Annotated in this window: 25 protein-coding genes, 1 tRNA gene and 1 pseudogene; 12 read left to right on the forward strand and 15 right to left on the reverse strand. The window is 61.5% G+C overall.

Annotated features, from left to right (window positions below):
• Window positions 1-2: 2 nt before the first annotated feature.
• Window positions 3-767, reverse strand: a complete 765-nt coding sequence (locus PZN02_RS03780; RefSeq protein WP_280661374.1) for a winged helix-turn-helix transcriptional regulator — start codon at window positions 765-767, stop codon at window positions 3-5.
• A 126-nt stretch (window positions 768-893) separates the two neighbouring features.
• Here PZN02_RS03780 and PZN02_RS03785 point away from each other — a divergent pair, with 126 nt between their 5' ends.
• Complete coding sequence (locus PZN02_RS03785; protein ID WP_280660285.1) at window positions 894-1,703, forward strand: class I SAM-dependent methyltransferase; 810 nt, start codon at window positions 894-896, stop codon at window positions 1,701-1,703.
• 189 nt (window positions 1,704-1,892) lie between these two features.
• Here PZN02_RS03785 and PZN02_RS03790 read toward each other — a convergent pair.
• From PZN02_RS03790 to PZN02_RS03810, 5 genes are all read right to left on the reverse strand, one after another.
• Window positions 1,893-1,969: transfer RNA gene (locus PZN02_RS03790), tRNA-Arg, on the reverse strand.
• 168 nt (window positions 1,970-2,137) lie between these two features.
• A complete protein-coding gene (locus tag PZN02_RS03795) occupies window positions 2,138-3,619 on the reverse strand; it encodes a sensor histidine kinase (protein WP_280660286.1) in 1,482 nt (493 codons plus the stop codon).
• 239 nt (window positions 3,620-3,858) lie between these two features.
• Complete coding sequence (locus PZN02_RS03800; RefSeq protein WP_280660287.1) at window positions 3,859-5,277, reverse strand: dihydrolipoyl dehydrogenase family protein; 1,419 nt, start codon at window positions 5,275-5,277, stop codon at window positions 3,859-3,861.
• Between the two features lie 16 nt (window positions 5,278-5,293).
• Window positions 5,294-6,091 carry a TVP38/TMEM64 family protein gene (locus PZN02_RS03805; protein WP_280660288.1) on the reverse strand — a complete coding sequence of 266 codons (798 nt, stop codon included), beginning with the start codon at window positions 6,089-6,091 and terminating at the stop codon, window positions 5,294-5,296.
• Between the two features lie 436 nt (window positions 6,092-6,527).
• Window positions 6,528-8,522 carry a methyl-accepting chemotaxis protein gene (locus PZN02_RS03810; RefSeq protein WP_280660289.1) on the reverse strand — a complete coding sequence of 665 codons (1,995 nt, stop codon included), beginning with the start codon at window positions 8,520-8,522 and terminating at the stop codon, window positions 6,528-6,530.
• Between the two features lie 421 nt (window positions 8,523-8,943).
• Here PZN02_RS03810 and rpmH point away from each other — a divergent pair, with 421 nt between their 5' ends.
• The 6 genes from rpmH to PZN02_RS03840 all read left to right on the forward strand — a co-directional run bounded on the left by rpmH (window position 8,944) and on the right by PZN02_RS03840 (window position 13,745).
• Window positions 8,944-9,078, forward strand: coding sequence for a 50S ribosomal protein L34 (gene rpmH / locus PZN02_RS03815; protein ID WP_012706673.1), 135 nt, complete (start codon window positions 8,944-8,946; stop codon window positions 9,076-9,078).
• A 20-nt stretch (window positions 9,079-9,098) separates the two neighbouring features.
• Window positions 9,099-9,497: a ribonuclease P protein component gene (gene rnpA, locus PZN02_RS03820; protein WP_280660290.1), complete on the forward strand. Its 399-nt coding sequence runs from the start codon at window positions 9,099-9,101 to the stop codon at window positions 9,495-9,497.
• Window positions 9,497-11,281, forward strand: a complete 1,785-nt coding sequence (yidC, locus tag PZN02_RS03825; RefSeq protein ID WP_280661375.1) for a membrane protein insertase YidC — start codon at window positions 9,497-9,499, stop codon at window positions 11,279-11,281. The genes rnpA and yidC overlap by 1 nt, the downstream gene beginning before the upstream one ends.
• Window positions 11,282-11,434: 153 nt before the next feature.
• A complete protein-coding gene (locus PZN02_RS03830; RefSeq protein WP_280660292.1) occupies window positions 11,435-12,376 on the forward strand; it encodes a DMT family transporter in 942 nt (313 codons plus the stop codon).
• Between the two features lie 49 nt (window positions 12,377-12,425).
• On the forward strand, window positions 12,426-13,082 hold the full coding sequence (gene yihA / locus PZN02_RS03835) for a ribosome biogenesis GTP-binding protein YihA/YsxC (protein ID WP_280660294.1): 657 nt from the start codon (window positions 12,426-12,428) through the stop codon (window positions 13,080-13,082).
• Window positions 13,083-13,208: 126 nt separating this feature from the next.
• The gene (locus tag PZN02_RS03840) at window positions 13,209-13,745 is read left to right on the forward strand and encodes a DUF1269 domain-containing protein (RefSeq protein WP_280660295.1); all 537 of its coding nucleotides are present in this window, start codon (window positions 13,209-13,211) and stop codon (window positions 13,743-13,745) included.
• Window positions 13,746-13,941: 196 nt separating this feature from the next.
• Here PZN02_RS03840 and msrB read toward each other — a convergent pair whose 3' ends face one another.
• The 4 genes from msrB to PZN02_RS03860 form a co-directional block, all read right to left on the reverse strand.
• A complete protein-coding gene (gene msrB / locus PZN02_RS03845; protein WP_280660296.1) occupies window positions 13,942-14,436 on the reverse strand; it encodes a peptide-methionine (R)-S-oxide reductase MsrB in 495 nt (164 codons plus the stop codon).
• Between the two features lie 245 nt (window positions 14,437-14,681).
• Entirely contained in the window at window positions 14,682-15,239 is a 558-nt protein-coding gene (locus PZN02_RS03850; protein WP_280660297.1) for a fasciclin domain-containing protein, read from the reverse strand.
• A gap of 184 nt (window positions 15,240-15,423) precedes the next feature.
• Window positions 15,424-16,137 (reverse strand): anti-sigma factor, encoded by a 714-nt coding sequence (locus PZN02_RS03855; protein ID WP_280660298.1) that lies wholly within the window; start codon window positions 16,135-16,137, stop codon window positions 15,424-15,426.
• Window positions 16,134-16,673, reverse strand: coding sequence for a sigma-70 family RNA polymerase sigma factor (locus PZN02_RS03860; protein ID WP_280660299.1), 540 nt, complete (start codon window positions 16,671-16,673; stop codon window positions 16,134-16,136). The genes PZN02_RS03855 and PZN02_RS03860 overlap by 4 nt, the downstream gene beginning before the upstream one ends.
• Window positions 16,674-16,952: 279 nt before the next feature.
• Between PZN02_RS03860 and argB the strand changes: the two are divergent.
• Window positions 16,953-17,600, forward strand: a pseudogene (argB, locus tag PZN02_RS03865) (acetylglutamate kinase); the annotation flags it as partial.
• Here argB and larC read toward each other — a convergent pair.
• The 4 genes from larC to PZN02_RS03880 all read right to left on the reverse strand — a co-directional run bounded on the left by larC (window position 17,549) and on the right by PZN02_RS03880 (window position 20,590).
• A complete protein-coding gene (gene larC, locus PZN02_RS32220) occupies window positions 17,549-17,794 on the reverse strand; it encodes a nickel insertion protein (RefSeq protein WP_425336268.1) in 246 nt (81 codons plus the stop codon). The pseudogene argB and the gene larC overlap by 52 nt on opposite strands.
• A complete protein-coding gene (locus PZN02_RS03870) occupies window positions 17,757-18,533 on the reverse strand; it encodes an isocitrate lyase/PEP mutase family protein (protein WP_280660301.1) in 777 nt (258 codons plus the stop codon). The genes larC and PZN02_RS03870 overlap by 38 nt, the downstream gene beginning before the upstream one ends.
• Window positions 18,530-19,609: a bifunctional transcriptional activator/DNA repair enzyme AdaA gene (locus tag PZN02_RS03875; protein ID WP_280660302.1), complete on the reverse strand. Its 1,080-nt coding sequence runs from the start codon at window positions 19,607-19,609 to the stop codon at window positions 18,530-18,532. Before PZN02_RS03875 ends, PZN02_RS03870 begins: the two co-directional genes overlap by 4 nt.
• Before the next feature lie 66 nt (window positions 19,610-19,675).
• A complete protein-coding gene (locus PZN02_RS03880) occupies window positions 19,676-20,590 on the reverse strand; it encodes a DMT family transporter (RefSeq protein WP_280660303.1) in 915 nt (304 codons plus the stop codon).
• 104 nt (window positions 20,591-20,694) lie between these two features.
• Between PZN02_RS03880 and PZN02_RS03885 the strand changes: the two genes are divergently transcribed.
• Window positions 20,695-21,408: a pyrimidine 5'-nucleotidase gene (locus PZN02_RS03885; RefSeq protein WP_280660304.1), complete on the forward strand. Its 714-nt coding sequence runs from the start codon at window positions 20,695-20,697 to the stop codon at window positions 21,406-21,408.
• 208 nt (window positions 21,409-21,616) lie between these two features.
• Window positions 21,617-22,141, forward strand: coding sequence for a hypothetical protein (locus PZN02_RS03890; RefSeq protein ID WP_280660305.1), 525 nt, complete (start codon window positions 21,617-21,619; stop codon window positions 22,139-22,141).
• 119 nt (window positions 22,142-22,260) lie between these two features.
• On the opposite strand, the gene PZN02_RS03895 is transcribed toward PZN02_RS03890, so the two are convergent.
• The gene (locus PZN02_RS03895; protein WP_280660306.1) at window positions 22,261-23,160 is read right to left on the reverse strand and encodes an LOG family protein; all 900 of its coding nucleotides are present in this window, start codon (window positions 23,158-23,160) and stop codon (window positions 22,261-22,263) included.
• Window positions 23,161-23,465: 305 nt separating this feature from the next.
• Between PZN02_RS03895 and dapD the strand changes: the two genes are divergently transcribed.
• Together dapD and PZN02_RS03905 are read left to right on the forward strand one after the other, a co-directional pair.
• Window positions 23,466-24,323 (forward strand): 2,3,4,5-tetrahydropyridine-2,6-dicarboxylate N-succinyltransferase, encoded by an 858-nt coding sequence (dapD, locus tag PZN02_RS03900; RefSeq protein WP_280660307.1) that lies wholly within the window; start codon window positions 23,466-23,468, stop codon window positions 24,321-24,323.
• Between the two features lie 4 nt (window positions 24,324-24,327).
• Window positions 24,328-24,711 (forward strand): DUF805 domain-containing protein, encoded by a 384-nt coding sequence (locus PZN02_RS03905; protein WP_280660308.1) that lies wholly within the window; start codon window positions 24,328-24,330, stop codon window positions 24,709-24,711.
• The last annotated feature ends 66 nt before the right edge of the window (window positions 24,712-24,777 follow it).

The raw sequence follows: 24,777 nt of genomic DNA on the forward strand, positions 1-24,777 counted from the left end.
GGTCACCGTCTACGGTCATGTTCGGTTTTCCCGCCGCTCCGGCTCCTTGGAGTCCATGACGTATATGATCTAGCCGACGGCTCTCTCCGCTCGGATCGGATATGGGCGAGCGGGCTGATGCCGAGCCATAGCGGGAAGACCTTGCGAAGCCTTGCGCTGCCGTCCAGCTCTATCGCCCCGTGATGGAGTGCCGAAGCAAACGGCAGGTCACCACGCCAAATTCGTGTCAGGTCGATAAGTGAGACGATGACATAGAGCTGCGCGTCGCGGTCGGGCGGCTTCAGGCAGAGTTCACAGGTGCCGTCTTGATTGAGGAACCACCAGTGGCGCTTATTCTCCGCCTGGTCTGTGAGCTCGAATTGAATGACGACGCGTTCGGTACCGAACAGCTCAGGATGCGCCCCCTTTTGAAGGGCCCAGAGTAGCAGGCCGAGATCGACCTCATGTTCCGCCAAGGTCCGCCGCGACCATCGCTGGCCCCATTCTCCGAGCGCCATGATGATCGGGACGAACTCCTTGCCGGCATGCGTCAACCGATAGGTCGGACCGCGCCCGTCGTCGGAAACGGACCGGACGATGACGCCCTCCGCCTCGAGCTTCTTCAGCCTCGACGACAGGAGCGTCGGCGAAGCCAGGGGCACGCCGCGCTGCAGCTCGGAAAAGCGGGTGGCGCCGAACGCAAGGTCGCGCAGGATCAAAGCCGTCCAGCGCTCGCAAAAGATCTCGGCGGCCTTGGCGATCGGGCAGAACTGGTTGTAGCTCCTCATCACGATCACTTCCTTTCGCGCGGCAGTTTACACCCGGCAGGATTGCGATCCCACTACAGATCGTGAAGTAGCCACCAAACCCGCCAAGTGGTGAAATGGCGTCCTCGAAAGCCGAAGGAGGGTTTCATGTCGGAACATGACAGCGACGGGATCCAGGAACATAACCGCGAGGCGGCAGCAATCTGGGGAGCAGGCGGCAGGCACTACGACCTTGTCAGCTTCGCCATCTCGGACGCGCTGGCACATACTGTCCAGCGATTGAGCCCGAAGCCGGGTGACAAAGTGCTCGACGTTGCCACCGGCACCGGCTGGAGCGCGCGCAATGCAGCGCGCTTCGGCGCAGACGTCAAAGCGATCGACATATCGGCGGATCTGATCGACGCGGCCCGGCGGCTTTCGACCGGTGTCGAGCCGGCGATCGACTATCGTGTCGCCGATGCCGAGAACCTGCCCTTCCCGGACGAAAGCTTCGACAAGGTGCTCTCGACCTTCGGCGTGATATTCGCCGGGGACCATCGCCGTGCGGCGAGCGAACTGGCGCGGGTCTGCCGCAAAGGAGGACGGCTCTGCATGTCGGCTTGGTCGCCGACGGGCGCTGTTGCCCGCTTCTTCGCTGTGATCGGCGCTCACGCGCCGCCACCGAAGGAATCGCCGCTCTCTTGGGGCGATCCGGCCTATGTCGAAGACCTGCTCGGGCGGGAATTCACACTCACTTTCGAACCCGGAACCAACAACGCCTACCATGAAAGCGTCGAAGCGATCTGGAACTGGTACCTGCGCGGCTTCGGGCCGTTGCGGATGCTTTACGAAGGTTTGAACGAGGGCGAACGGGCCGCGCTGAAGCGCGACGTCGATGCCTATCACGCGCACTACCAGGTCGAGGCCGGGCTCCACATCAGGCGCGAGTATCTCGTGGTCATTGGCGAGAAGCGATGAAGTTCCCCGCTGCGCCGGGCGCTATTTGGGCATCGCCTCGAGGAGTTGCCCGTTCCGGTTTACTGTTTCCTTCGTACCCGATTTCAGGAAACATGCAGTAGATCCAGCACGTCATTCGGCAGCGAATCGCTCTTCCCGGCTCTGTCCTGACGCCACGGAACTGTTGGAAAACAAGCATTTCGAAGGAAATGGCGCACCCGAAGAGATTCGAACTCCTGACCCCCAGATTCGTAGTCTGGTGCTCTATCCAGCTGAGCTACGGGTGCTTGCCTGAAGCGATGAAAACCGCTTGCGTGGCGATCCTCTACTGGGTCCTTTCGGCGATTGCAAGCGCCTTTCGGGAAAAATTTCATTTTTGCGACGACAGTGGATAAGGCTCGGAAGGAGCGATCACGGCCCGGCGATAGGAACGCCGGCGGCCCGAGGACCGAATATCAGGGCCGCGCTTTCGAGCGGAAAGCGTCCAACGGCACTGGGCGATCCGGCAGTTCGATGCGGAACAGCGTACCGGGCGTCGGCTTTTCGACGAGTGCGATCGTACCGCCGTGGGCGAGCACCAGTTCGCGGGCGATGGCGAGCCCGAGGCCCGTGCCGCCGGAGCGCGCCGAGCCGCGAAAGGCGGCAAACAGGTTTTCGCGCGCCTTGGCCGGCATGCCCGGCCCCGTGTCGTCGATGGAAATCGTAACCACGCTTCCGGTTCGCATGGCCGAAACGGAGATCGACCTGCTGCGGCCGTCCTCCGGCTCGTGGTTCGTCAGCGCCTCGACGGCGTTGCGGCAGATATTGTGGACGACGCGGAAAAGCTGCTCGCTGTCGGCGTCGACCACGACGTCGTCCCGTATCTGGATCTCGAAATCGATGCCGCTCTGGCGATCGATGGCGAGAAGTTCGGCGACATCCTCGACGAGCGGACGCAGCGCGACAAAGCGGCGATGCGGCTCTGCCTCCGCCGTGCGCCCGTAGGAGAGAACCTCCTGCGTATAGCCGACGGCGCGGTCTATTGTCCTCAGCAGCGTCGGCGCGAAGCGCTTGACCACCGGATCATCGACATCGGCGAGCCGGTCGGAGATGAGTTGCGCGGACGAGAGAATGTTGCGCATGTCGTGGTTGATCTTCGAAACAGCGAGGCCGAGTTCGGCGAGGCTCTTCTGCTGTTTCAAGGTTTTCTGCAGTTCGCGCTGCATGCTCGCGAGGTGCTGACCGGCGACCGCCAGTTCATCGCCGCCCTCCGGCGGAACGAGGAGTCGCTCCGGGCTGGACGGCTCTTCGGAAAACTCCTGCATGCTCGTCGTCATCCGCCTGATCGGCACGATCAGCATGCGGTTGATGGCGAGAAAGATCAGTGCCGCCGTAATCAACGAAATCGCGATCGACAGAAGGAAAACGTTGCGCGAATAGACGAGCATCGCCTTGCGCAGGCCGGCGTCCTTCATCACCAGTTCGATCGTCGCATCGCTTTCGCCGAGCGGGCCATAGACGCGCACGATCCGCTTGCCGCCGAAGAGCAGCGTGTCGAAGGCATCGCGTATTGCAGCGACGGGGGTGAAGTTAGCGATGTCGTATTCGCCGTCGATTGCCGGCGGCATGTCGACAGTGGCGATCATCCGCGACGCATCCTTGCGGCGAATGACGATGGCCTTGGTTCCGGTGGCCATCAACGTGTCGCGCTGCACTGCCCGCGGAAGCTCGACGTTCTGCAGCCCGTCGACCACGACGGCCGCAGCGGCCACCGTGTTCAATCGATCCTGAAGCCAGCGGATCCGCATGTTGGCGACCGAAGGCACGAAGATCAGCACTTCCGCCAGCATGACGAATGCCACGGTCAAAAGCAGCAGCTTGCCGGAGAGCCCGCGAAGGAACCCCACGGCCGCTCGGGGCTTCGCACTCGCATTGGCCGGACGCGCGTCTTCCACCATAAACCTAGAACATTCCCTGCAACTTACAGCGCCGCGCGTCCAATCGGACGCGCTAAGGTCGCTGCAACACTATGAACTGCTGCATGATTTTGTCCTTAAATCGATTCCGACTTAAGGAATCATGCAGTAGAGCGGGATGAGGAAAAGTGTGCGCGGTTTTCCGCCCGCATCCCGTACCAACTTATTAGAATCGATCACGTTTATGATCCTAGGTCGATTCGACCCGAAATCATCGTGACCTAGCCGAAATACCGCAGCATTCCGATCACGGATCGAACGAGCGGATTTCGCGCCACGGGGGCATAATAGGAGATCGATGCCTGTTTTCCAATCTCGGACAAGGTCGGATAGGGCGCCACATAGCCGCGAAAATGCTTGAGCGTCAGCCGATTGGCGACGGCGAAAGCAAAGCCGTTGATCATCTCTCCGGCACCGGCTCCGGCGATCGCAGCACCCAGGATCCGTCCGCGCCGACCGACTATGATCTTGATCAGGCCCCGGCCGAGCCCATCGGTGCGGGCGCGGTCGTTGGCGGAAAAGTCCCAGCGGACGACGTCGACCCGGCCCGACTTTTCCCGCGCCTCCGCCTCGCCGGCACCGACCTGTGCGAGTTCCGGATCCGTAAACGTGACCCTCGGGACGATGTCGCGGTTTTCGCTCGCCGGGAGGCGGAACAGGATGTGCTGCAGCACGAGCCGCGCGTGATAGTTCGCGACATGGGTGAACTGCAGGCCACCTACGGCATCACCGATCGCATAGACGCGGCGATTGCTTGTACGAAGGTCCGTGCCAACGGCGATCCCCTTCGCGTCGTGGCGAATACCGGCGACGTCGAGATCGAGAGAAGCGTGATTGGGAGCACGTCCGGCGGCCAGCAGCAGGTCGCTGCCATCGATGAAAAACCGCCCTTGAATGTTTTCGCAATGCAGCCGCACGCCGCCCGCGTGCCGCTCTACGGACAGGATGGCGGTTTCCTGGTGAAGAACAGTGCCCTCATCACGGATCGCGTCCAGAACGATCGCCACCAGTTCCGGATCGCCGCTCGAAAGCGCTTTGCCGCTCTCAACGACCGTCACGCGTGCGCCGAGCCGGCGATAAGCCTGGGCCATTTCCAGCCCGACGGGTCCGGCACCGATAATGACGAGGTGTTCCGGCAGCCGCTTGAGATCGAAGAGCGTTTCATTGGTGAGATACGGCGTATCGGCGAGCCCGGGAATTGCTGGAACGGCCGGCGACGAGCCGGTGGCGATCACGAAGCGCCGCGCCCGGATGAGATGATCGCCGGCTGCGACCGTCCTGTCGTCGACGAAACGGGCCGCATCGGCGATGACTTTCACGCCAAGGCTCTCGAAGCGTTCGGCCGAATCATGCGGCGCGATTGCGCCGATGACCGCATGGACCCGCGCCTGCAATCGTTCGTAGTCGACGATCGGCTCGCCCGTGACGATACCGAATTCCTCCGCAGCGCGGATTCCCTGCGCGTGTTTCGCGGCCGCGATCAACGCTTTCGACGGCACGCAGCCGAAGTTCAGGCAATCCCCGCCCATTCGGCCGCGTTCGATCAGAACGACCGGCACGCCGAAGGCTGCGGCGCCCGCGGCCACCGACAGGCCGGCCGCACCACCGCCGATTACGCAGATATCCGGATTGAGGACCACGCCGCTTCCCGCCCCGTCAGACCGTCTTGCGGCGCGACTGTATTAGCTTGAACGCCAGAGGCAATGCCGCGATGAGCGCCAGCGCCGCAAGCCCTAGCGAAATGTCCCTCGTCGCGAAATCCGAAAGCGTAAGCTCGCCGCCGGTCGCCGCCGAGCGGGCGATCACATCGTCGAGGCTGCGACCGAGCCAGGCATAGGCGAGTGTGCCCGGCACGATGCCGATCAGCGTCGCGGCAGCGAAAGTGCGCAGCCGCACGTCAAAGAATGCGGGTGCGATATTGACGATGAAGAAGGGAAAGATCGGCGCCAGCCGCAAGATCAGAAGGTAAAGGAACGCATTGCGCTGGAATCCTTTCGCGAGCCGCTCCAGAAAGCGCCCGGCACGCGGGCGCAGAAGGTCGCCGAGAACCCCGCGCGCGGCAAGAAACAGAAGGCAGGATCCCAGTGTCGCCGCGACGATCGCAATAACACCGCCCGTGATGCAGCCGAACAGGAATCCGGAAAATATCGTCAGCACCGACGCAGCCGGGATCGAGAAGACAACCACCGCGACATAGACCGCAAAGAAGGCGGAACCGGCTCTGAGCGGATAGGAATCGACATAGGTGCTGAGGGTCTCGCGGTGATGGACAAGCGCCGTCAACGAAAGATAGTCCGGCAGGCCAAAAGCATAACAAGCGGCACCACCGACAACGAGAAGAGCGAACGGCACGAACCGCCACGGCGAACGGCGTGGCGCATGGTCAGCGTCACTGCGCCTTGACGAAGGGTTCGGGGCTGCTCCTTCCGCCCCGTTTCTGACACCATTGTTCATGCGGCTTTGCTTTCGGCGAGATCTACCCCTGAGTTAGAGGGAATCCGGACCCGGAACCAATAACGAATGGTCGCGCCATCAAACGTCCCCGTGAACGGTTCTCCCTGACAACTCACGTTGCCGTGAAAAGGAGAGCCATCGTCCTTGGCATTGTTGGGGCAGTTGCCCCAAGGTTTTTCCTCGCGGAGAACGTAGAGGGCCCTCCGCGAGAAAACATCGTGACGCCGGATGCCCTGCTGCCTCTTCCTTAAATCGTAGCTTTTAAGGAAACAGGCAGCAAATTCAACGTGCTACAGCGTCCTTTGCGCTTCCGGTAGACGCGCGGCGCTCCTGCATGTTCCCTTAAATCGTTGCCGATTTAAGGATAAGAACATGCAGCATTTCAAAGTGCTACAGCGTCCTTTGCGCGTCTAATAAGACGCGCGGCGCTGTAGGCTCAGAATTCCTCCCAATCGTCCCGCGCCACGGCAGCACTGCCGCCGAAGGCTCGAGCGACGCTACCCATCATACGCCGGGCGGGCGAAGCAACGGGACGGCTCGTTTCCTTTACCGGCGCGATTGCCCCGGCGGCATCGCGGTCGACCTTGAAGTAGGCGATCAGGTCCGCAAGGTTGCCGGTCTCGGCTGAAAGCTTGTGGGTCGCGGCGTTCGCCTCCTCGACCATTGCGGCATTGCGCTGGGTGACCTGGTCCATCTGGTTGACGGCCGTGCTGACCTCTGCAAGCCCCGTCGACTGCTCGCGTGCAGCCGTCGCGATCGAGTGGATATGGTCGTTGATCTTCAGGACGCGCGTTTCGATCTCGCCGAGGGCGGTTCCGGTCGCCTGGACAAGTTTGACGCCGGTCGCGACTTCGCTGCCCGACTTCGAAATCAGCGCCTTGATGTCCTTGGCGGCACTGGCGGCGCGTTGAGCGAGTTCACGCACCTCCTGTGCCACGACTGCAAACCCCTTGCCGGCGTCACCCGCGCGCGCCGCCTCGACGCCCGCGTTGAGAGCCAAAAGGTTGGTCTGGAAGGCGATTTCATCGATGACGTTGGTGATCTGGCCGATCTCGTTCGAGGCCTGTTCGATGCGGCCCATCGCCTCGACCGCGCTGCGCACGACGGAAGCGGACTCGGCAGCGCTGTGATTGGCCTCGGTGACCATGACCGAAGCTTCCTGTGCCCTCTCGGTCGAACTGCGGACGGCGGCTGTGATCTCGTCGAGCGCGGCCGAGGTCTCCTCGAGCGAGGCCGCCTGCTGCTCCGTGCGTTTCGACAGGTCGTCCGCGGCAGAGCGCAATTCGGATGCGTTGCCATTGATCGAGTCGGTCGTTGTGCGCACTTCGCGCAGGGTTCTCTGCAAGGTCGTGAGTGTGTCGTTGACGTTCTTCTGCAACTCCGCGAAGGCGCCCTGGAATTGGCCGTTCATGCTTTGCGTCAGGTCGCCGGCTGCAAGGCTCGCGATTACCCGCCGCGTTTCGGAAATCCCGCTGTCGACGCTGCCGACGAGCTCGTTGACGCTCGCGGCAAAGCGATTGAGGTCCTCGTTGCCGTAGTCCTTGCTGATGCGCTTGGTAAAATCGCCCGCGGCGGCCGCCGAAACGACGACGCCGATGCTCGACTGGAGATCGGCGCTTTTTTCTCTGAGCGCCGCTTCCTGGGCGTTGAGTTCACGCACCGCGAGACCGTTCTGCTTGAAGATGCCGACGGCGGCAGCCATGTCGCCGATTTCGTCCTTGCGGCCGGCGAAGGGCACGTCGACGGAGAGGTCACCTCCGGCAAGCTGTTTCATAACGCCCGTCAGGTCGAGGATCGGCCGGCTGAGCTGGTTGGTGCCGATGTAGAAGGCCGTACCGATGCCGGCGACAAGGCCGAGGCCGGCAATGCCGAGCACAACGAGAATAATGGAGCGCTCAAAGGCCGCGATCTCACCCGTAATCGCCTCAAGCGATTCGAGATTGGCGTCCACGACCACGTCTATCTCGGCCTGGAAAGCCTTGCGATTGGCGCGATTGGCGTCGTTGTTGCCCTGCTCGTTGGCAGCCTGCGGCGAAACCTCTCGGCCGAGACGGGCCGTCTCGGTGCGGAAAGTCTTGAATTCTTCCGCACGCCTCGCCAGCGCATCGAAGGACGACAGCTTGTCGGCAGGAACAAGCGGACGCCAGTCTTTGAGCAATGCGTCGATCTTGTCGAGGTTCTTGAGGAGGCCCTCTGCGAAGGGCTTTGCTTTTTCGATCGTCGGCGCGGCATAGATACCGCGCGATTCCATGACGACACCGGTCACCAGGCGGTTGAGCCGTTCGCCCTTGAACGCCCGGTCGGACGCGTTCTGGAATTGATGTAGCTTGTCGTTGTACTCCGAGACGATCAACAACGACATGCCGGTAATGACGATCGCAAGCAGGCTCATGATGCCAACGATCAAGTAGATTTTCCCACGAATTTTCATTTCCTGCCCCCACCGCGTACTCGCCCAAAACGGGAAGTATCTCGCGCTTCACACGTATTTGATTAAATTCTAAAATACGTGTGGTTAACAAAGACCTCACCGATCCGACCCACTTCTAGCAGTACGCGCAGCCGCCTGATGGAACGCTGTCGGCTCGGCTGTCGAGTTGTCGCGGCGCAGGGCGTCAGCAAGTTGCAGATCCGGGTGCATGATCTCGAAGGCACGCGGTTGAGCCCGGCCGTCCGAGCCGCCTGCACAGCGCAAAGCCCGTCGGGAATTGACTTTGCCGGACTTTTGTCCTTATAAGCCGCGCACGTCCGGTCAAGCCACCCTGCCCGCAAGGCGGAGCTGTGCCCGGTTACGTAAACGCTCTTGCAATATGCAAACTCAAGAAGGGCCGCACACCGCGGTGTTTAAATAAATGAAGCGTACCTACCAACCGTCCAAGCTTGTTCGCAAGCGCCGTCACGGCTTCCGTGCACGCATGTCCACCAAGGGTGGCCAGAAGGTCCTCGCAGCCCGCCGGGCTCGTGGCCGCAAACGTCTCTCGGCCTAAGCCGAGCTTGCCCGAAAGCTATGTCCGGGCATATGACGTCAGATAAAGACAAGACGACTGTCGGGCGGCTAAAAAGCCGTCCGCAGTTTTTGGCCGTCAGAGCTGGAGAAAGCCGCAAAGGCCCACTATTTCTCCTCGAAGTGCTCGACCGCAAGGATCTGGAAGGTGATGCCCGCGTCGGCTTCACAGTCACCAAGAAGCACGGCAATGCCGTAGAGCGCAACCGAATGCGTCGACGCCTCAAAGAAGCAGTGCGGCTTTCAGCCGGGTTTGCAATGAAACCCGGACACGACTATGTGATTGTCGCGCGACGCGATCTGCTGCATGCCCCCTTCGACACATTGACCCGGGCGCTCTGCGATCGCATCGAAAACAAGCCGAAACAGAAGCGGCCTTCGGCCGGTTCCAGGAAACCATGATGGAAAACAACCGCAATTATTTCGTGGCGATTGCACTGTCCGTGCTAATCCTCGTCGCTTGGCAATTTTTCTATGTCAACCCGAGGATCGAGAAGGACCGCATCGCTGCGGAACAAGCCCAGCAGACGCAACAGGCTCAACCTCAGGGCGGTACGCAGCAGGCGACACCGGGCCAGGCGCCTGGCGGCGGTGCCATCCCCGGCGCCGGCGAAAACCGCGACCAGGCAATCGCCAAGTCTGCACGCGTGGCAATCGATACGCCGGCGCTTTCTGGCTCCATCAACCTGACCGGCGCACGCTTCGACGACCTGAAGCTCAAGGGCTACCACGAGACCGTCGACCCGAAGAGCCCCATCATCACCCTCTTGAGCCCGGCGGATGCCGCCGAGGGCTATTTCACCGAAATCGGCTATATCGGCTCCGATGCGACCGGAACGGTACCCGGGCCGCAGACCGTGTGGACGCTTTCGGGCGGCGACAAGCTCACCACTTCCACGCCGGTGACGCTGACCTACACGAACGACAAGGGGATCACCTTCACCCGGACGATCTCGGTCGACGACCGCTACATGTTCCAGGTGGTCGACAGCATCAAGAACGAAACCGCGGCACCGATTTCGCTCTCCTCCTACGGCCGCGTCACCCGCTTCAATAAGCCGACCACTCCGAGCATCTATGTCCTGCACGAGGGCTTCATCGGCGTTACCGGCGACAATGGCCTCCAGGAATACGGATACTCGGATGTCGAGGATGAGAAGACCGTAGAACCCGGCAAAGCGACCGGCGGCTGGCTCGGCATAACAGACAAATACTGGGCGACCGCAGTCGTTCCGCCGCAGGAGACGCCCTTCGACACCCGCTTCTCACACTTCACCGATGGTCGCGCCCGCTATCAGAGCGACTACAAGGCCGATGCGATCACCATCGCACCCGGCCAGACCTCGGAGGTCAAGAACCTCGTCTTCGCCGGCGCCAAGGAAGTTCCTGTCGTCGACAACTACGAAATAGCCTACTCGATCCCGAACTTCGACAAGCTGATCGACTGGGGCTGGTTCTACTTCATCACCAAGCCGATGTTCAAAATGATGGATTTCTTCTTCCGTCTCGTCGGCAATTTCGGCGTCGCGATCCTGATCACCACGATCGTCGTCAAGCTTATCTTCTTCCCGCTCGCCAACAAGCAATATGCGTCGATGGCGAACATGAAGAAAGTTCAGCCGAAGATGGAGGAACTGAAGAAGAAGTTCGGCGACGACCGCATGGGTCTGCAGCAGGCGATGATGCAGCTCTACAAGGACGAGAAGATCAACCCGCTGGCGGGCTGCTGGCCGATCATCATCCAGATCCCGGTGTTCTTCGCGCTCTACAAGGTGATCTACATCACCATCGAGATGCGCCATGCGCCGTTCTTCGGCTGGATCCAGGACCTTTCTGCTCCGGATCCGACGACGATCTTCAACCTGTTCGGACTGCTGCCTTTCGACGTACCGGTGTTCCTGCACCTTGGTGTCTGGCCGCTCATCATGGGCATCACCATGTTCCTGCAGATGCGCATGAATCCGACGCCGCCGGATCCGACCCAGGCGATGCTGTTTACCTGGATGCCGGTGGTCTTCACCTTCATGCTGGCGTCCTTCCCGGCAGGTCTCGTGATCTATTGGGCCTGGAACAACACGCTGTCGATCCTCCAGCAGGGGATCATCATGAAGCGCCAGGGCGTGAAGATCGAGCTCTTCGACAACCTGAAATCGCTGTTCGCGAAGAAACCCAAACCGGCGGAATAGCCGCCGGCTCTCGTCCGCTTCAAAAGCCCCGGATCAAACGATCCGGGGCTTTTTCTTTGTCGTTCCGCTTTACGACAACCATCTGTCGCAGACACCCGCGCCCGCAACCGCCAAGCGTTCTACTGTTTGCCCGCTTCGATCCGGGGTCCGATCATGTCGCAGCCAACCGTCCTGCCGAATTCCGCAATGCCGGCGCAAGGCCGCGCGACCGGCATCGCGCTTGTTCTCGGCTCTGCGGTCGTGTGGAGCTTCGGCGGCACGTTGGCGCGTTTCCTTGACATCGACGACAGCTGGATCGTCGTATTCTGGCGGTCGATCTTCGCCGCGCTTTTCCTGCTCGGCTTCATGCTCGTGCGCGACGGCGCCTCGAACATGGCGCGGCTCTTCCGCGACATGGGCTGGCCGGGCGTGGCGGTCGGTTGCTGTTTCGCCACCGCGTCGACAAGCTTCGTGCTCGCGCTTGCCTATACGACCGTCGCCAATATCCTGCTCGTTCAAGCGGGCGTGCCACTGATTGCCGCCCTCATCGGCTGGGTCCTATTCCGAGAAGGCGTCTCGCAACTTACGTGGCTGGCAATCGCCGCAGTCATCGCCGGCGTGCTGGTGATGGTTTCGGATTCGATTACCGGCGCAGTCTCGCCAGTCGGGGATGCGCTCGCTCTCCTGATCGCGTTTGCCTTCGCCTGTGCCACGGTCATCACCCGGCGCTACGCCGATGTCCGCATGACCCCCGCGGCCTGCCTTGGCACACTCATTGCTGCAACGATCGCCGCGACGCAGGCGTCGGGATTTTCTGTCACCGCTTCCGAACTCGGTATTCTCATAGCCTTCGGGGCGCTGAATTTCGGCCTCGGACTGGCTCTGTTCGTCACCGGTGCAAGGCTGCTTCCTTCGGCGCTCGCAGCATTATTCGGCACGGTCGAAACCGTTCTCGCGCCCCTTTGGGTTGCCGTCATCCACGACGAAATTCCCCGCACGAATACCATCCTCGGCGGGTCGATCGTGCTCTTCGCCCTCTTTGCCTATCTCGCCGTCGAACTCTGGCGGCAACGCCGGCTGCGCGCTGAAGCTGGTGCAAATCCGCGTCGCGCTTGACAAGACGGCGCAAAACATTGAAGCCGACCGGGCAACGGGAAAGCGAGCGATGACCGCGAAGAAGAAAGACCAGAACGAATCCTCCGCCTTCGGCCGCCCGTGGATCTTCATCCGCGGCGTTCCGGCCATGAAGTTCCTGCCGCCCGAGGGTCCTCTGGAGATCGCCTTTGCCGGCCGCTCGAATGTCGGCAAGTCGTCGCTGATCAACGCCCTTGTCGGACAGAAAGGTCTCGCGCGCACATCGAACACGCCGGGCCGCACCCAGGAACTCAACTATTTCGTGCCGGACGGCTATTCCGGCGAGGCCGGCGACCTGCCGCCGATGGCGCTCGTCGACATGCCGGGCTACGGCTATGCACAGGCACCGAAAGAACAGGTCGACGCCTGGACGAAGCTCGTTTTCGACTATCTGCGCGGCCGCTCCACGCTGAAGCGCGTCTATGTGCTGATCGACGCCCGTCACGGCATCAAGAAGAATGACGAAGAGGTGCTCGCGCTGCTCGACAAGGCCGCCGTTTCCTATCAGATCGTGCTTACCAAGACGGACAAGATCAAAGCGGCGGGCGTGCCGCGGCTGATCGCCGAAACCATCGAGAAGATCAAGAAGCGCCCGGCCGCCTTTCCCGAAGTGCTGTCGACTTCCTCGGAAAAGGGCGCCGGCATCGAAGAGCTTCGGGCAGCGATCGATCTCGCTCTCGCCCGCTGAGACGGCTGCGTCTCCCACCCGGAGACAAAAGTCTTTGATCTTCGTCACTACCCTGACACGCAAAGCGCTCTATTTCTGCGAGCGGCCGCATTCCTTGCCGGCCGGGCCAAGATGCAGGAGAGAGACATGTCCGATTTGATTGTCGTAGGATTCGATTCGACGGAAGAGGCCGACAAGGTCCTCTTGAAGCTGAACAGCCTTAAGAAAGAATATCTGATCGACCTTGAGGATGCGGTCGTGGTCGTGCGCGACAGCGAAGGCAAGGTGCACCTGAAGCAGAGCCTCAATCTCACCGCCGTCGGTGCAACCTCGGGCCTTCTTTCGGGTTCGCTCTGGGGCGGGCTCGTCGGCCTGCTCTTCCTCAATCCGCTTGCAGGCTTCGCGATCGGCGGGGCACTCGGCGCGGGCGCCGGGGCGCTCTCCGGCTCGCTTACCGACTACGGCATCGACGACGAGTTCATCAAGTCGCTCGGCAATACGATCCCGAACAACTCCTCTGCACTCTTTGTTCTGGTGCGCAAGGTGCAACCGGAAAGGGTACTCGCTGAGTTTTCGGGGCTGCGCGGCCGCGTGCTGAAAACGTCGCTCTCGCCCGAGCAGGAGCAGCGACTGCAGGCTGCGCTCTCCGACGTACAGGCTTCGCCGCAGGCCACCGCGTCCTAGATCATTTCATTGTTTCATTGAAACAGTGAAATAATCTAACTCTTTGAAACTTCGCAATTCCGGACGGAAAACCGTTACACACTTTTCCTGGAATTGCTCTAGATCCCGGATAGCCCCTAACCCGGACAGCCGGCCACCTTCTCCCCATTTGATGGGGAGAAGGGATTAAGTTGGTGGGCAAAAGCCTCGTCTGCCGTCATGCGGCGGCTGGCGCAAATGTCAGCGCCAGCCCGTTGATGCAGTGCCGCTTGCCGGTCGGCGGCGGGCCGTCGTCGAAAATGTGGCCGAGATGCCCGCCGCAGCGGCGGCAGTGGCATTCGATCCTGGTCATGAACAGGGTGTTGTCCTCGCGTGTGCGGACTGCATCCGGAAGCGATTGCCAGAAGCTCGGCCAGCCGGTGCCGCTGTCATATTTCGCCTCCGAGGAATAGAGGGCGAGCCCACATCCTGCGCAGTGGAATATCCCCTTGCGTTTCTCGTTGTTGAGCGCGCTGGTGAATGGCCGCTCCGTGTCCTCCTGCCGCAAGATGCTGTATTGCTCCGGGCTCAGGATCTCTCGCCACTCCTCATCCGTCTTCACGACCTCGAAGCTTTCACCGCCGGCTGCACGCGCGGCGGGCGCAAAGCCACGTATCGCCGCACAGGCAGCAAGCGCGGCGCCCGCCATCAGGAAATTGCGACGGTTCGTCATGGGAACCTCCGGTACTACAGCGCCGCGCATCTTATCAGACGTGCAAAGGACGCTGTAGCACTTTGAATTGCTGCATGTTTTGTCCTTGGATCGGCTAGGATTTAAGGAAACATGCAGTAGGCACGTGTGCTCGATTGGAGCTTAGCGGTCCGGCAGAACCAGGACAAAACAAAGTCCATCAAACCGCCGTGAAAGCGCCACCCGCCGCTTAGGCGGCGGGCCGACGCCCGCCGCCCGCAACCGGATCACCCCTTCGGCAGCAGCACCCTGTTGATGACATGGATGACGCCGTTCGACTGCTTCACGTCGGCAATCGTCACCCAGGCCGTGCCGCCCGTCTCATCGGTCAGGCTGATCTTGCCGCCGTCGGCCTTAGCCTTCAGGATGCACCCGCCGACCGTCTTGACGTCGTGTTCTCCGCCGTCATCCTTGATCATCTCGGCGATCGCCGACGACATCGCGTCGGCTGCTACGACATGGCAGGTCAGCACAGTCGTGAGCTTGTCCTTGTTCTCGGGCTTCAACAGTGTGTCGACTGTGCCGGCCGGCAGGGCCGCGAAGGCTTCGTTGGTCGGTGCGAAGACGGTGAATGGCCCCTTGCCCTCAAGGGTCTCGACGAGACCGGCAGCCTTCACGGCCACAACCAGCGTCGTGTGGTCCTTCGAGTTTATGGCATTTTCGACGATATTCTTGTCGGCATACATCGGCGCGCCGCCGACCATCGGGTTCTCGGCGTAGGCGATGACCGCACCTGTCGTAAACATTGAGGCGACAAGTGCCGAACGGATCACAAACTTGAACATCTCTCTTCCTTCCTGTTGCGCTTGCCCTCTGAGACCACCTTGAAAGTGTCCGCTCGGGCGATTGCTGTTCCTCCCTGGGAACATCACAAGCAACGGGAGGCGCGGGGGAAGAGTTTCAGGTCACGCGCTTTGCCTGTAACCTTTTGAAAAGATGGTATCTTTTTTGGATTCGCTGGCGGCCGTCTTAGAGATGGCGGGCCGTACCCTGCGCGACAACCGCGCCGGTGGGCGCGCCGGTCGGCGAACCGCCAAGCGGCTCGACGCTGACGGCAAGGGTCGAACCTTCGTCGAATCTCGTCCGCATCCCGGGCGGCACCAGGATTTCACCTTCGCCGGACTGTGGCAGTACGCCCAGCGAGACTGCCGGATTGTCGCCCTCGATCAGCCAGAGTTCGAGAGACTTCTCCTCCGTCTGCCGCGCCGCCACCGGCGTCAGCTTCAGGCTCCCGGACGCTCTGTCGAAGCGGGCCACGAGATTGATGGTATTGCCTTCGCCGGAGAGTTCCGCCACCAGCGGCTGTCTTTGCGGCTCGCTGAAGAGGCCAGCCATGGACGCTCCCATGATTGCGACGGCAGTGAGCGAAGCGACGGCCAGGCTGCGCCAGAGAAGAAGCGAGTTCCAGAATCCGACCCGAGGGCTGACCGCCGGCGACGGCGGAAAGAGGCTGCGCTCGACGGCCGCAAGCACGTGGGCCGGTGGGCTCACCGCTTCATAGGCATCGTCGAAAGAGGCGAGATTGTGCTGCCAGCGATCGACCATGGCGGCAAAATTCCGGTCCGATGCCATGCGCGCCTCGACCTTGCGGCGGTCCTCGGCGGACAGAACGCCCAACACGTATTCTCCCGCGATCACCTCGTCGCGGCGAAAATCTCCGCTTTCGGGATTCTGCGTCGTCATCGCTCCATGCACTCTCTCAGTTTCAGGAGGCTGCGTCTCAACCAGGTCCGCATTGTATTGAGCGGTACCGCGAACATCTCGGCCAGTTCTTGGTAGCTCAATCCTTCGACATAGGCTCGGCGCACCGCCTCGGCGCGATCCTTCTCGAGCTCCTCCATGCAAGCGTCGATCCGCCTGCCTTCCGATCGAACTGCCGCCGATCGTTCCGGATCTGGAGCAGGATCAGCCAAATCATAGGCCTCGTCAATCGCGTTTGCGACTGGTTTTCGCGCCCGGATGAGATCGATTGCATGGTTGCGTGCGATTGCCGTCAGCCAGGACGTGGGGCTTGCCTGGCCTGTCACGAAACGGTCGGCGCGCTGCCAGATCTTGACGTAAATTTCCTGTAGCGCTTCTTCCGCTTCGCTGCGATCCTTGAGAATACGCAGACAGACGCCGAATAGTTTCGGGCTCGTCTGGCGATAGAGCGCCGCGAAGGCATCGCGGTCTCTAAGGACCACGCGGCCGAGCAGCGCGGAGATCTCCTCATCGGCCATGGCGATTGCGCCCCTTACGGCTTCAAAGCATCACCATAGGATAGAGAGACCGCCAGAACCAGCAGTGTCATTAGGGCTTTATGTTGCGCCCCGATCATTCCATCCTTTCGGAACTTGCGTTTTCGCCATGAAAGGCTCTAAACAGCAGCCGATATTCTTCGAGGGTCCGCCATGTCCGCATCAGAGAGTGAAATCCAGGCACGTCTGCTCGCGCAAGCACTGCCCTACATGCAGCGCTACGAGAACAAAACGATTGTCGTCAAATACGGCGGCCATGCCATGGGCAATCCGGAACTGGGGCGTGCGTTCGCCAGCGACATCGCGCTCCTGAAACAGTCCGGCGTTAACCCGATCGTCGTGCATGGCGGCGGACCGCAGATCGGGGCCATGCTCTCGAAGATGGGCATCGAATCGAAATTCGAAGGCGGGTTGCGCGTCACCGACGAGAAGACGGTCGAGATCGTCGAGATGGTGCTCGCCGGCTCGATCAATAAGGAAATCGTCGCGCTTATCAATCAGACCGGCGAATGGGCGATCGGGCTTTGCGGCAAGGACGGCAACATGGTGTTTGCCGAAAAGGCCAAGAAAACCGTTCGCGATCCGGACTCCAACATCGAACGTGTTCTCGATCTCGGTTTTGTCGGCGACGTGGTCGAGGTGGACCGCACCCTGCTCGATCTGCTTGCGCGTTCTGAGATGATTCCGGTGATCGCGCCGGTGGCGCCCGGCCGCGATGGTCACACCTACAACATTAATGCCGATACATTTGCCGGCGCCATCGCCGGAGCGCTGAATGCCACCCGCCTGCTCTTCCTCACCGACGTGCCGGGCGTGCTCAACAAGCAGGGTGAACTGATCAAGGAACTGTCGGTGGCTCAGGCGCGCGCGCTGATTGCCGACGGCACGATTTCCGGTGGCATGATCCCGAAGGTCGAGACCTGCATCGACGCCATCAAGGCCGGTGTGCAGGGCGTGGTCATTCTGAACGGCAAGACCGCCCATTCGGTCCTGCTCGAGATCTTCACCGAACGCGGCGCCGGCACGCTGATCGTGCCGTGATTTGGCGCGAGAGCGCCGTGATCATTATATGGCGGCGCTCTCGTAAACTTTCTCCGCCTCACCGCGGAGCCAGGCGATCATCGCCCGGTAGGGAAACGGCCCGTAGCTGACGCGACCGACACCAGCTGCCGCAAGCGTCGCGAGATCCGGCGCGCCTGGCTTCATCATCACGTTCACCGGCAAGGGCGACGCCGCGCAAAGCCTGCCAATCAACTCGGCATCGGCCAGTCCGGGCGCAAAGAAGCCGCTGGCACCGGCCTCGGCATAGGCCTTGGCGCGGGCGATCGCCTCGTCGAGCAAGCCAGTGTGACGCGTGGCATCGCTTTCCTGGAGGAAGAGGTCGGTTCGAGCGTTGATGAAAAGCGCTAGGCCACGCCGCTCCGCCATCTCGCGGATCGCCCGGATGCGTGACGCCTGCTTGTCTATTGTGTGGACACCGCCCTTGCCCATCACCTGATCTTCAAGATTGATACCGATCGCCCCGGCATCGATGAGCTGCGCGACGTTCATCGCGCCGCCAGCAGGATCCTCGGAATAGGCACCCTCGAAATCCACCGAGAGCGGAAGATCCGTGGCGCCGGCGATCAGCCGGACGATTTCGAGCAGGAGGGCGAGCGGTATTTTTTCGCCATCGCCAAAACCCTGCGCCGCGGCCACCGACCAGCTTCCGGTGGCAAGCGCCTTTGCGCCAGCCTCGGCCACGCAGCGGGCGCTGCCGGCATCCCAGATATTGTACAGAACGATCGGGTTGCCCTTGCGATGCAAGGCCCCAAAGGCAAGCGCCTTTTCCTGCTGATTCATCGAACATCCTCCGCAAACAATCCAACGGGTTTCATCTTCCCCTCGTGCCGTAGCAGCCACTGCTTTCGCCAAAGGCCACCGCCATAGCCGGTCAGCGATCCGTCCGAGCCGATGCAACGGTGACAAGGAATGACGATTGCGATGCGATTGGCGCCATTTGCCTTGGCGACGGCACGCACCGCCTGCAGCGTAGCAACCTCCCGCGCGATATCACTGTAAGACCGCGTCTCGCCTACCGGTATTTTTAAAAGCTTCGCCCACACCTCCCGCTCGAAGGCGCTGCCGTCCAGCGCCATGGGCGTCCGGAATTCGCTCAACTCGCCGGAAAAATAGGCTTTCAATTCCGCCTCGATCTGGTCGATCGGTGGCGCCCTGCCCGGCGCCACTGCGGATCGCGTCTTGCGTTTCAGGCTTTCCATTTCTGTCGGCAGGGCCTTGCGGTCGTGGAATTCGAGCAGATGAAGATGCGTCTTGTCAGCGACCGCCACCATCGGCCCGAGCGGTGTTTCGATCGTATCGGCAAAGAGCAACTGGCGGCCCTGCGACATGGCAGGCGCCTCCCCGATCAGCTTCGCGAAGGCGGCGCGAAATCCGCTTGGCGAATCATAACCGGCATCGATCTGCGCTTCGATGACGCTGGCGCCAGCCGACAGCTGACGAGCTGCCTCGCCCATCCGCCGCTGACGCGCGAGGTCGAGAAATGTGACGCCAAACGCCCGCTTGAAGGCGCGACGCACCGTCGACGGATCGAACCCGCGCCGGACAATGTCGTCCTCGGTCCAGCGACGATCCGGGGCGCGGTCAAGCAGCTTCAGAAGGTCGTTGACCAGCGGTTCCTTGCCGGAAGGCTGGTCCAGCGGGCGGCAACGCTCGCAAGGCCGGAAGCCGGAGTTGATACAGGCGGCAATGCTGTCGAAAAACAGCGTATTCTCCCGCTTTGGTTTGCGGGCAGGGCAGGAGAGCCGGCAGAATACGCCGGTGCTCTTGACGCAGACGAAGGCCTGGCCTTCGTAATCGACACTTCGGGCAAGAAGCGCGTCATAGAGGATGTCGTCGTTCGGCAAATCGAAAAGCATGCCGCAGTTGTAACATCCGACGGACGACTCGTCCGCCGAAATTCGGGCGTCTATTTTCGGGAGCCTTTAGAGAATGATGAGCATCACGACTCCGAGCACGATCAGCAGGCAGCCGAGCAATTCGAGGCGGTTGATCCACTCGCGAAAGACGAAGAAGGACGAGGCGAAGGTGAAAAGCATCTCGACCTGCGCCACGACCTTGACGATCGCGGCCTGCTGCAAAGTCATCGCCATGAACCAGCCGAAGGATGCGGAAGCGCCGACGAAGCCGACGACGAAGGCCGGTCGCCAGGCGGCGCCGATCCGTTGCAGTTCCTCCGGCTCGCGGACCACGATCCAGGCAAGCATCACGACGGTTTGAAGCAGGATGACGAAGCCGAGCGTGAAACTCGCCTGCATCATGTAATCCGGCGCCGGCAGGCTGGGCGCCAGCGCCAGCGAGGCGGAGCGATAGGAAACCGCCGACAGGCCGAAGAACGTGCCGGACATAAGGCCTATCGCGGCGGTGCGGCTGAAAACCGAGGTTACCAGGGATCGCGGGCTGAGCGTGGTGCGGGCAACGGAGATAAGCATGACGCCGACCACCGAAATGGCGATCGCCACCAGCGTGCCCTGGCTCGCCTTCTCGCCCAGGAAGATCAGGCCGAAGAGAGCTGCCTGCGCCGGTTCGGTGCGAGAATAGGCCGTGCCGACGGCGAAGTTTCGGAAGGAGAAGAGATGGACGAGCAGGAAGGTCGCGGCGATCTGCGCCAGTCCGCCGATAACCGCCCAGAGAAAAAAGGTGGCGTTCGGGACCGGCAGCGGATGCCCGGCGCCACGCCAAAGAACCACGAGGTAGAAGAGCGCGAAAGGCAGGCCGAAGCCGAAGCGCACGAAGGTCGCGCCGGTGGTGCCCATGACACCCTTCAGGTGCTTCTGCATGGCGGAGCGGACATTCTGAAGGAAGGCCGCGGCAACGGTGATGAGAACCCAGGTTTCCATTTTCGCGAGCTAGCACGCGCGTGACGGACAATCCATTGGTGCGCGCGGCGCGAGATGAAATAAATCCGTTTTCCTTCGTAAGCCTGCCATGTCATAACCCGGCCATGAAAAAGCTCGATCGCCTTCCGACCCATGCCGAATTCGCCCATGTCACAGACTGGGTCTTCGATCTCGACAACACGCTCTATCCGCACCACGTCAATCTGTTCGCGCAGATCGACCGCAACATGACGGCCTATGTCGCCGAACTCCTGTCGCTCGAGCCGGCAGAAGCGAAAAAGCTGCAGAAGGAATATTACCGCGACCACGGCACGACGCTGCAGGGGCTGATGATCCACCATGGCGTCGATCCGAACGACTTCCTGCAGCGGGCGCACGCGATCGACTACAGCGTGGTTCCGGCCGACCCCGCGCTTGGCGAGGCGATCAAGGCGCTGCCGGGCCGCAAATTCATCTTCACCAATGGCAGCGTCCACCATGCTGAGATGACGGCGCGCGCACTCGGCATTCTCGACCACTTCGACGACATCTTCGACATTGTCGCTGCCAATTTCGTCCCGAAGCCGGCCGGCGACACCTATGACAAGTTCATGAGCCTTCACCGCGTCGACACCCGCAACGCGGTCATGTTCGAGGACTTGCCGCGCAACCTCCTGGTCCCGAAGGCGCTCGGCATGAAGACCGTGCTGCTCGTGCCGCACAACCTCGAATACGAATTCGCCGAAGCCTGGGAGACGTCGAGCGACGCGGACGAGCAGATCGACTACGTCACCGAGAACCTCACCGGGTTCCTGCAGCGGATCGTGGCGCAGGCCTGACGCACTGAAAATCCGCTTTTCCGCTACTGCATGTTTCCTTAAATCCTAGGATTTAAGGATGAAAACATGCAGCAATCAAAGTACTACAGCGTCCTTTGCGCGTCTGATACAACGCGCGGCGCTGCAGAGGCTTAAATTACCAATGTTTAACTGGTGCCGTGCCCGCACTTGCCTATCCTTTGTTCAGGATAACTGATCGAAAGGAAGCATGATGCGCAGCAGGACTTTCATTCTCGGCGCCACCGCCCTCGCCGTGGCACTGACCGGTCTTTCAGCACCTTCATTTGCAGCCAAAAGCAAACCTACGCCCGAACAGCGCGCGGAGCGCATGATCAAGCGCCTCGACACGAGCGGCGATTCCAAGGTCTCCCTTCAGGAGCTCCAGGCGCGAGTTTCAACCAATTTCAAGAGCTTCGACACCAACGGCAATGGCGAGATCAGCCGCGACGAGATAGAGGCAAAGCGCCAGGCATTCCGCGAGGCGCGCAAAGCATGGCGCGACGCCCGGGCGAAGACCGGCGCAGAGCGGAACCAGGCGCTCGCCAAGCTCCGCGAAGCTCGCCCTGCTATGCTGCCAGGGATGCGGCCGCGTGCCTTCGCGCGCATCGATGCAGACGGCAACGGCGCTCTCAATGCAGCCGAAGTGGCTGCTGCCACGGAAAGGATGTTCAAGCGCCGCGACCGCAATGGCGACGGAATGATCGACGTCGCCGACTTTACCAGGAAGGTCTGATGCGACCCGTCTCGCCCTCTTTGCCATGGAGGAGGGCGAGACGCCCAAAAACGTGCAGCAATTCAAAGTGCTAGAGCATCTTATCCGCTTTCAGCGTTTCCACTTGAAAGCGGGATGCTCTAGCGCCGGCCCGACGCCATCGGTATCGACCGCGGATCGATGGTTTCGTAGAACCGGGCGATGATCTCCCAGGCCTCTTCCGCGGTCTCGACGAAATGCACGAGATCGACGTCGTTCGGCGCGATCGTGCCGAATTCGGCCAATGCCTCGAAGTTGATGATGGTGCGCCAGAACTTTTCGCCGAAGAGGATGAGCGGCACCAGGGCCAGACGGCCCGTCTGCATCAGCGTTAGCGTTTCGAACAATTCGTCGAGCGTGCCGAAGCCGCCCGGAAACACCGTGACCGCCTTGGCGCGCAGCAGGAAGTGCATCTTGCGAATGGCGAAATAGTGGAAATTGAACGATAGCTCCGGCGTCACGAAGCGGTTCGGCGCCTGCTCGTGCGGCAGCACGATGTTGAGCCCGATCGAAGGCGCGCCGGCATCCGCCGCGCCGCGGTTTCCCGCCTCCATCACCCCCGGGCCGCCGCCGGTGACAATGACATATTCCTTGTGGCCAAGCTTGGCGGACTGCTCCGAGCAGATCCGCGCGAATTTGCGTGCTTCGTCGTAGTAGATCGATGCCGCTTCGAGGTTCTTGCGCTGCGTATCGTTCTTGGCGGCCCAAGCCTCGCCGCCCGGCTCGGGGATGCGCGCGCCGCCGAACATCACCACGGTCGAATTGATCCCCCGCTCCTCGAGCATCATCTCCGTCTTCAGGAGCTCGAGTTGCAGGCGCACCGGCCTCAATTCTTCGCGGCAGAGAAAATCATCGTCGACATAGGCGAGACGATAGGTCGGCGAGGTCGACTGCGGCGTCAGCGGCACGGTCGAGGCACGCAGCCTGCTCTGCGAGCTGTCGGCCAGCGGATCCCAGACCCCATCCTTGCGGCGCAGATTGCGCTTCTTCATGCGTGCCATATTTCATCTTCCCGTCGCGTTTCGAACAGACGGCATCTCGTCCGGACGCGCCTTGTCGTGTTTCCTCGGTCATAGAGGCGTCCCCTACTGCCGGAAACACGGAAGTTTGCCAAGTCCTGCTGAGAGGTCGAACCAAAAAGCGCTTCAACTTTTCAGATTTATGCCTCTACAGCGCGGGGCGTCATCGAGACGCGTGAGGTCGCTGTAGCCTTTGAGTTGCTGCATAACTTTGTCCTCAAATCGGTTCCGATTTAAGGAATTATGCAGTAGAGCTTGCACGACAACGCCGAACACAAGGAATTCCGATGACGACCCACGATCTTGCCTCTCTGTCGCAGACCATCGAGACCGCCTTCGACGATCGCGAAGCCGTCAACACCGGCACCCGCGGCGCGGTCCGCGAAGCGGTCGAAGCGGCGCTGAACCTGCTCGACAGCGGCAAGGCCCGCGTCGCCGAACGCGGTGAGGACGGCACCTGGACCGTCAATCAATGGCTGAAGAAGGCCGTTCTTCTGTCCTTCCGCCTGAACCCGATGGAGCTCGTCAAGGGCGGCCCCGGCGAGTCCGTCTGGTGGGACAAGGTTGCCTCCAAGTTCGACGGCTGGAGCGTTAACGAATTCGAAAAGGCCGGCTTCCGCGCTGTCCCGAACTGCGTCGTCCGCCGCTCGGCCTATATTGCGCCGAACGCGATCCTGATGCCGTCCTTCGTCAATCTCGGCGCCTATGTCGGCGAGGGCACGATGGTCGATACCTGGGCAACCGTCGGTTCCTGCGCCCAGATCGGCAAGAACGTGCACCTTTCCGGTGGCGTCGGTATCGGCGGCGTGCTGGAGCCGATGCAGGCGGGACCGACGATCATCGAGGACAATTGCTTCATCGGCGCCCGCTCGGAGGTCGTCGAAGGCTGCATCGTGCGCGAAGGCTCGGTTCTCGGCATGGGCGTCTTCATCGGCAAGTCGACCAAGATCGTCGATCGCGCGACAGGCGAAGTGACGTACGGCGAAGTGCCGCCCTATTCCGTCGTCGTGGCAGGCTCGATGCCGTCCGCCTCGACCATGGCAAACGGCCAGCCGGCGCCGAACCTCTATTGCGCGGTTATCGTCAAGCGTGTCGACGAGAAGACGCGCGCCAAGACCGGCATCAACGAACTGCTCAGAGACTGATGCGATGGCGCAGGAGGGGCGGCAGCCGAGCATGACCTGGCTGTTCTTCAGCCCCTCTGGCCGCATTGGCCGCCTGCCCTTCTTCCTTTCCTGGCTTTTCTGGTTCCTCGTCGGCTGCGTCTTCCTCATGCAGATGCTGAAGAACGAAAACGAGGACACCGCATTGGCGCTCTGGACACTGGCGCTCGTCGTCTCCGGCGTCCTTTCGACCGTTTCCATCGCCATGCTGGCAATCAAGCGCCTGCATGACATCGGCTATCCAGGCCCGCTGGCGCTCTGTCTTTTCATTCCGGTGCTGAGCCCGATCGTTTTCATCGCGCTCTGTCTGTGGCCGGGCACGAAGGGCGAGAACGAGTTCGGCGGCCCCGACAGCGGCCCTGGTCGATAAAGATTCCGCCTGTACATTAGCGTTCCCGCCGCGTATGTAGCGCGCCATGAACAGGCCCGCGACGTG

This window comes from Sinorhizobium garamanticum, from assembly GCF_029892065.1.
GTDB lineage: Bacteria > Pseudomonadota > Alphaproteobacteria > Rhizobiales > Rhizobiaceae > Sinorhizobium > Sinorhizobium garamanticum.

Coding starts and splice junctions, on each gene's coding strand:
- PZN02_RS03780 (WP_280661374.1), bottom strand. CDS start 767: ATGAGGAGCTACAACCAGTTCTGCCCGATCGCCAAGGCCGCCGAGATC.
- PZN02_RS03785 (WP_280660285.1), top strand. CDS start 894: ATGTCGGAACATGACAGCGACGGGATCCAGGAACATAACCGCGAGGCG.
- PZN02_RS03795 (WP_280660286.1), bottom strand. CDS start 3,619: ATGGTGGAAGACGCGCGTCCGGCCAATGCGAGTGCGAAGCCCCGAGCG.
- PZN02_RS03805 (WP_280660288.1), bottom strand. CDS start 6,091: ATGAACAATGGTGTCAGAAACGGGGCGGAAGGAGCAGCCCCGAACCCT.
- PZN02_RS03810 (WP_280660289.1), bottom strand. CDS start 8,522: ATGAAAATTCGTGGGAAAATCTACTTGATCGTTGGCATCATGAGCCTG.
- rpmH (WP_012706673.1), top strand. CDS start 8,944: ATGAAGCGTACCTACCAACCGTCCAAGCTTGTTCGCAAGCGCCGTCAC.
- rnpA (WP_280660290.1), top strand. CDS start 9,099: ATGTCCGGGCATATGACGTCAGATAAAGACAAGACGACTGTCGGGCGG.
- yidC (WP_280661375.1), top strand. CDS start 9,497: ATGGAAAACAACCGCAATTATTTCGTGGCGATTGCACTGTCCGTGCTA.
- PZN02_RS03830 (WP_280660292.1), top strand. CDS start 11,435: ATGTCGCAGCCAACCGTCCTGCCGAATTCCGCAATGCCGGCGCAAGGC.
- yihA (WP_280660294.1), top strand. CDS start 12,426: ATGACCGCGAAGAAGAAAGACCAGAACGAATCCTCCGCCTTCGGCCGC.
- PZN02_RS03840 (WP_280660295.1), top strand. CDS start 13,209: ATGTCCGATTTGATTGTCGTAGGATTCGATTCGACGGAAGAGGCCGAC.
- msrB (WP_280660296.1), bottom strand. CDS start 14,436: ATGACGAACCGTCGCAATTTCCTGATGGCGGGCGCCGCGCTTGCTGCC.
- PZN02_RS03850 (WP_280660297.1), bottom strand. CDS start 15,239: ATGTTCAAGTTTGTGATCCGTTCGGCACTTGTCGCCTCAATGTTTACG.
- PZN02_RS03855 (WP_280660298.1), bottom strand. CDS start 16,137: ATGACGACGCAGAATCCCGAAAGCGGAGATTTTCGCCGCGACGAGGTG.
- PZN02_RS03860 (WP_280660299.1), bottom strand. CDS start 16,673: ATGGCCGATGAGGAGATCTCCGCGCTGCTCGGCCGCGTGGTCCTTAGA.
- PZN02_RS03870 (WP_280660301.1), bottom strand. CDS start 18,533: ATGAATCAGCAGGAAAAGGCGCTTGCCTTTGGGGCCTTGCATCGCAAG.
- PZN02_RS03875 (WP_280660302.1), bottom strand. CDS start 19,609: ATGCTTTTCGATTTGCCGAACGACGACATCCTCTATGACGCGCTTCTT.
- PZN02_RS03880 (WP_280660303.1), bottom strand. CDS start 20,590: ATGGAAACCTGGGTTCTCATCACCGTTGCCGCGGCCTTCCTTCAGAAT.
- PZN02_RS03885 (WP_280660304.1), top strand. CDS start 20,695: ATGAAAAAGCTCGATCGCCTTCCGACCCATGCCGAATTCGCCCATGTC.
- PZN02_RS03890 (WP_280660305.1), top strand. CDS start 21,617: ATGATGCGCAGCAGGACTTTCATTCTCGGCGCCACCGCCCTCGCCGTG.
- PZN02_RS03895 (WP_280660306.1), bottom strand. CDS start 23,160: ATGGCACGCATGAAGAAGCGCAATCTGCGCCGCAAGGATGGGGTCTGG.
- dapD (WP_280660307.1), top strand. CDS start 23,466: ATGACGACCCACGATCTTGCCTCTCTGTCGCAGACCATCGAGACCGCC.
- PZN02_RS03905 (WP_280660308.1), top strand. CDS start 24,328: ATGGCGCAGGAGGGGCGGCAGCCGAGCATGACCTGGCTGTTCTTCAGC.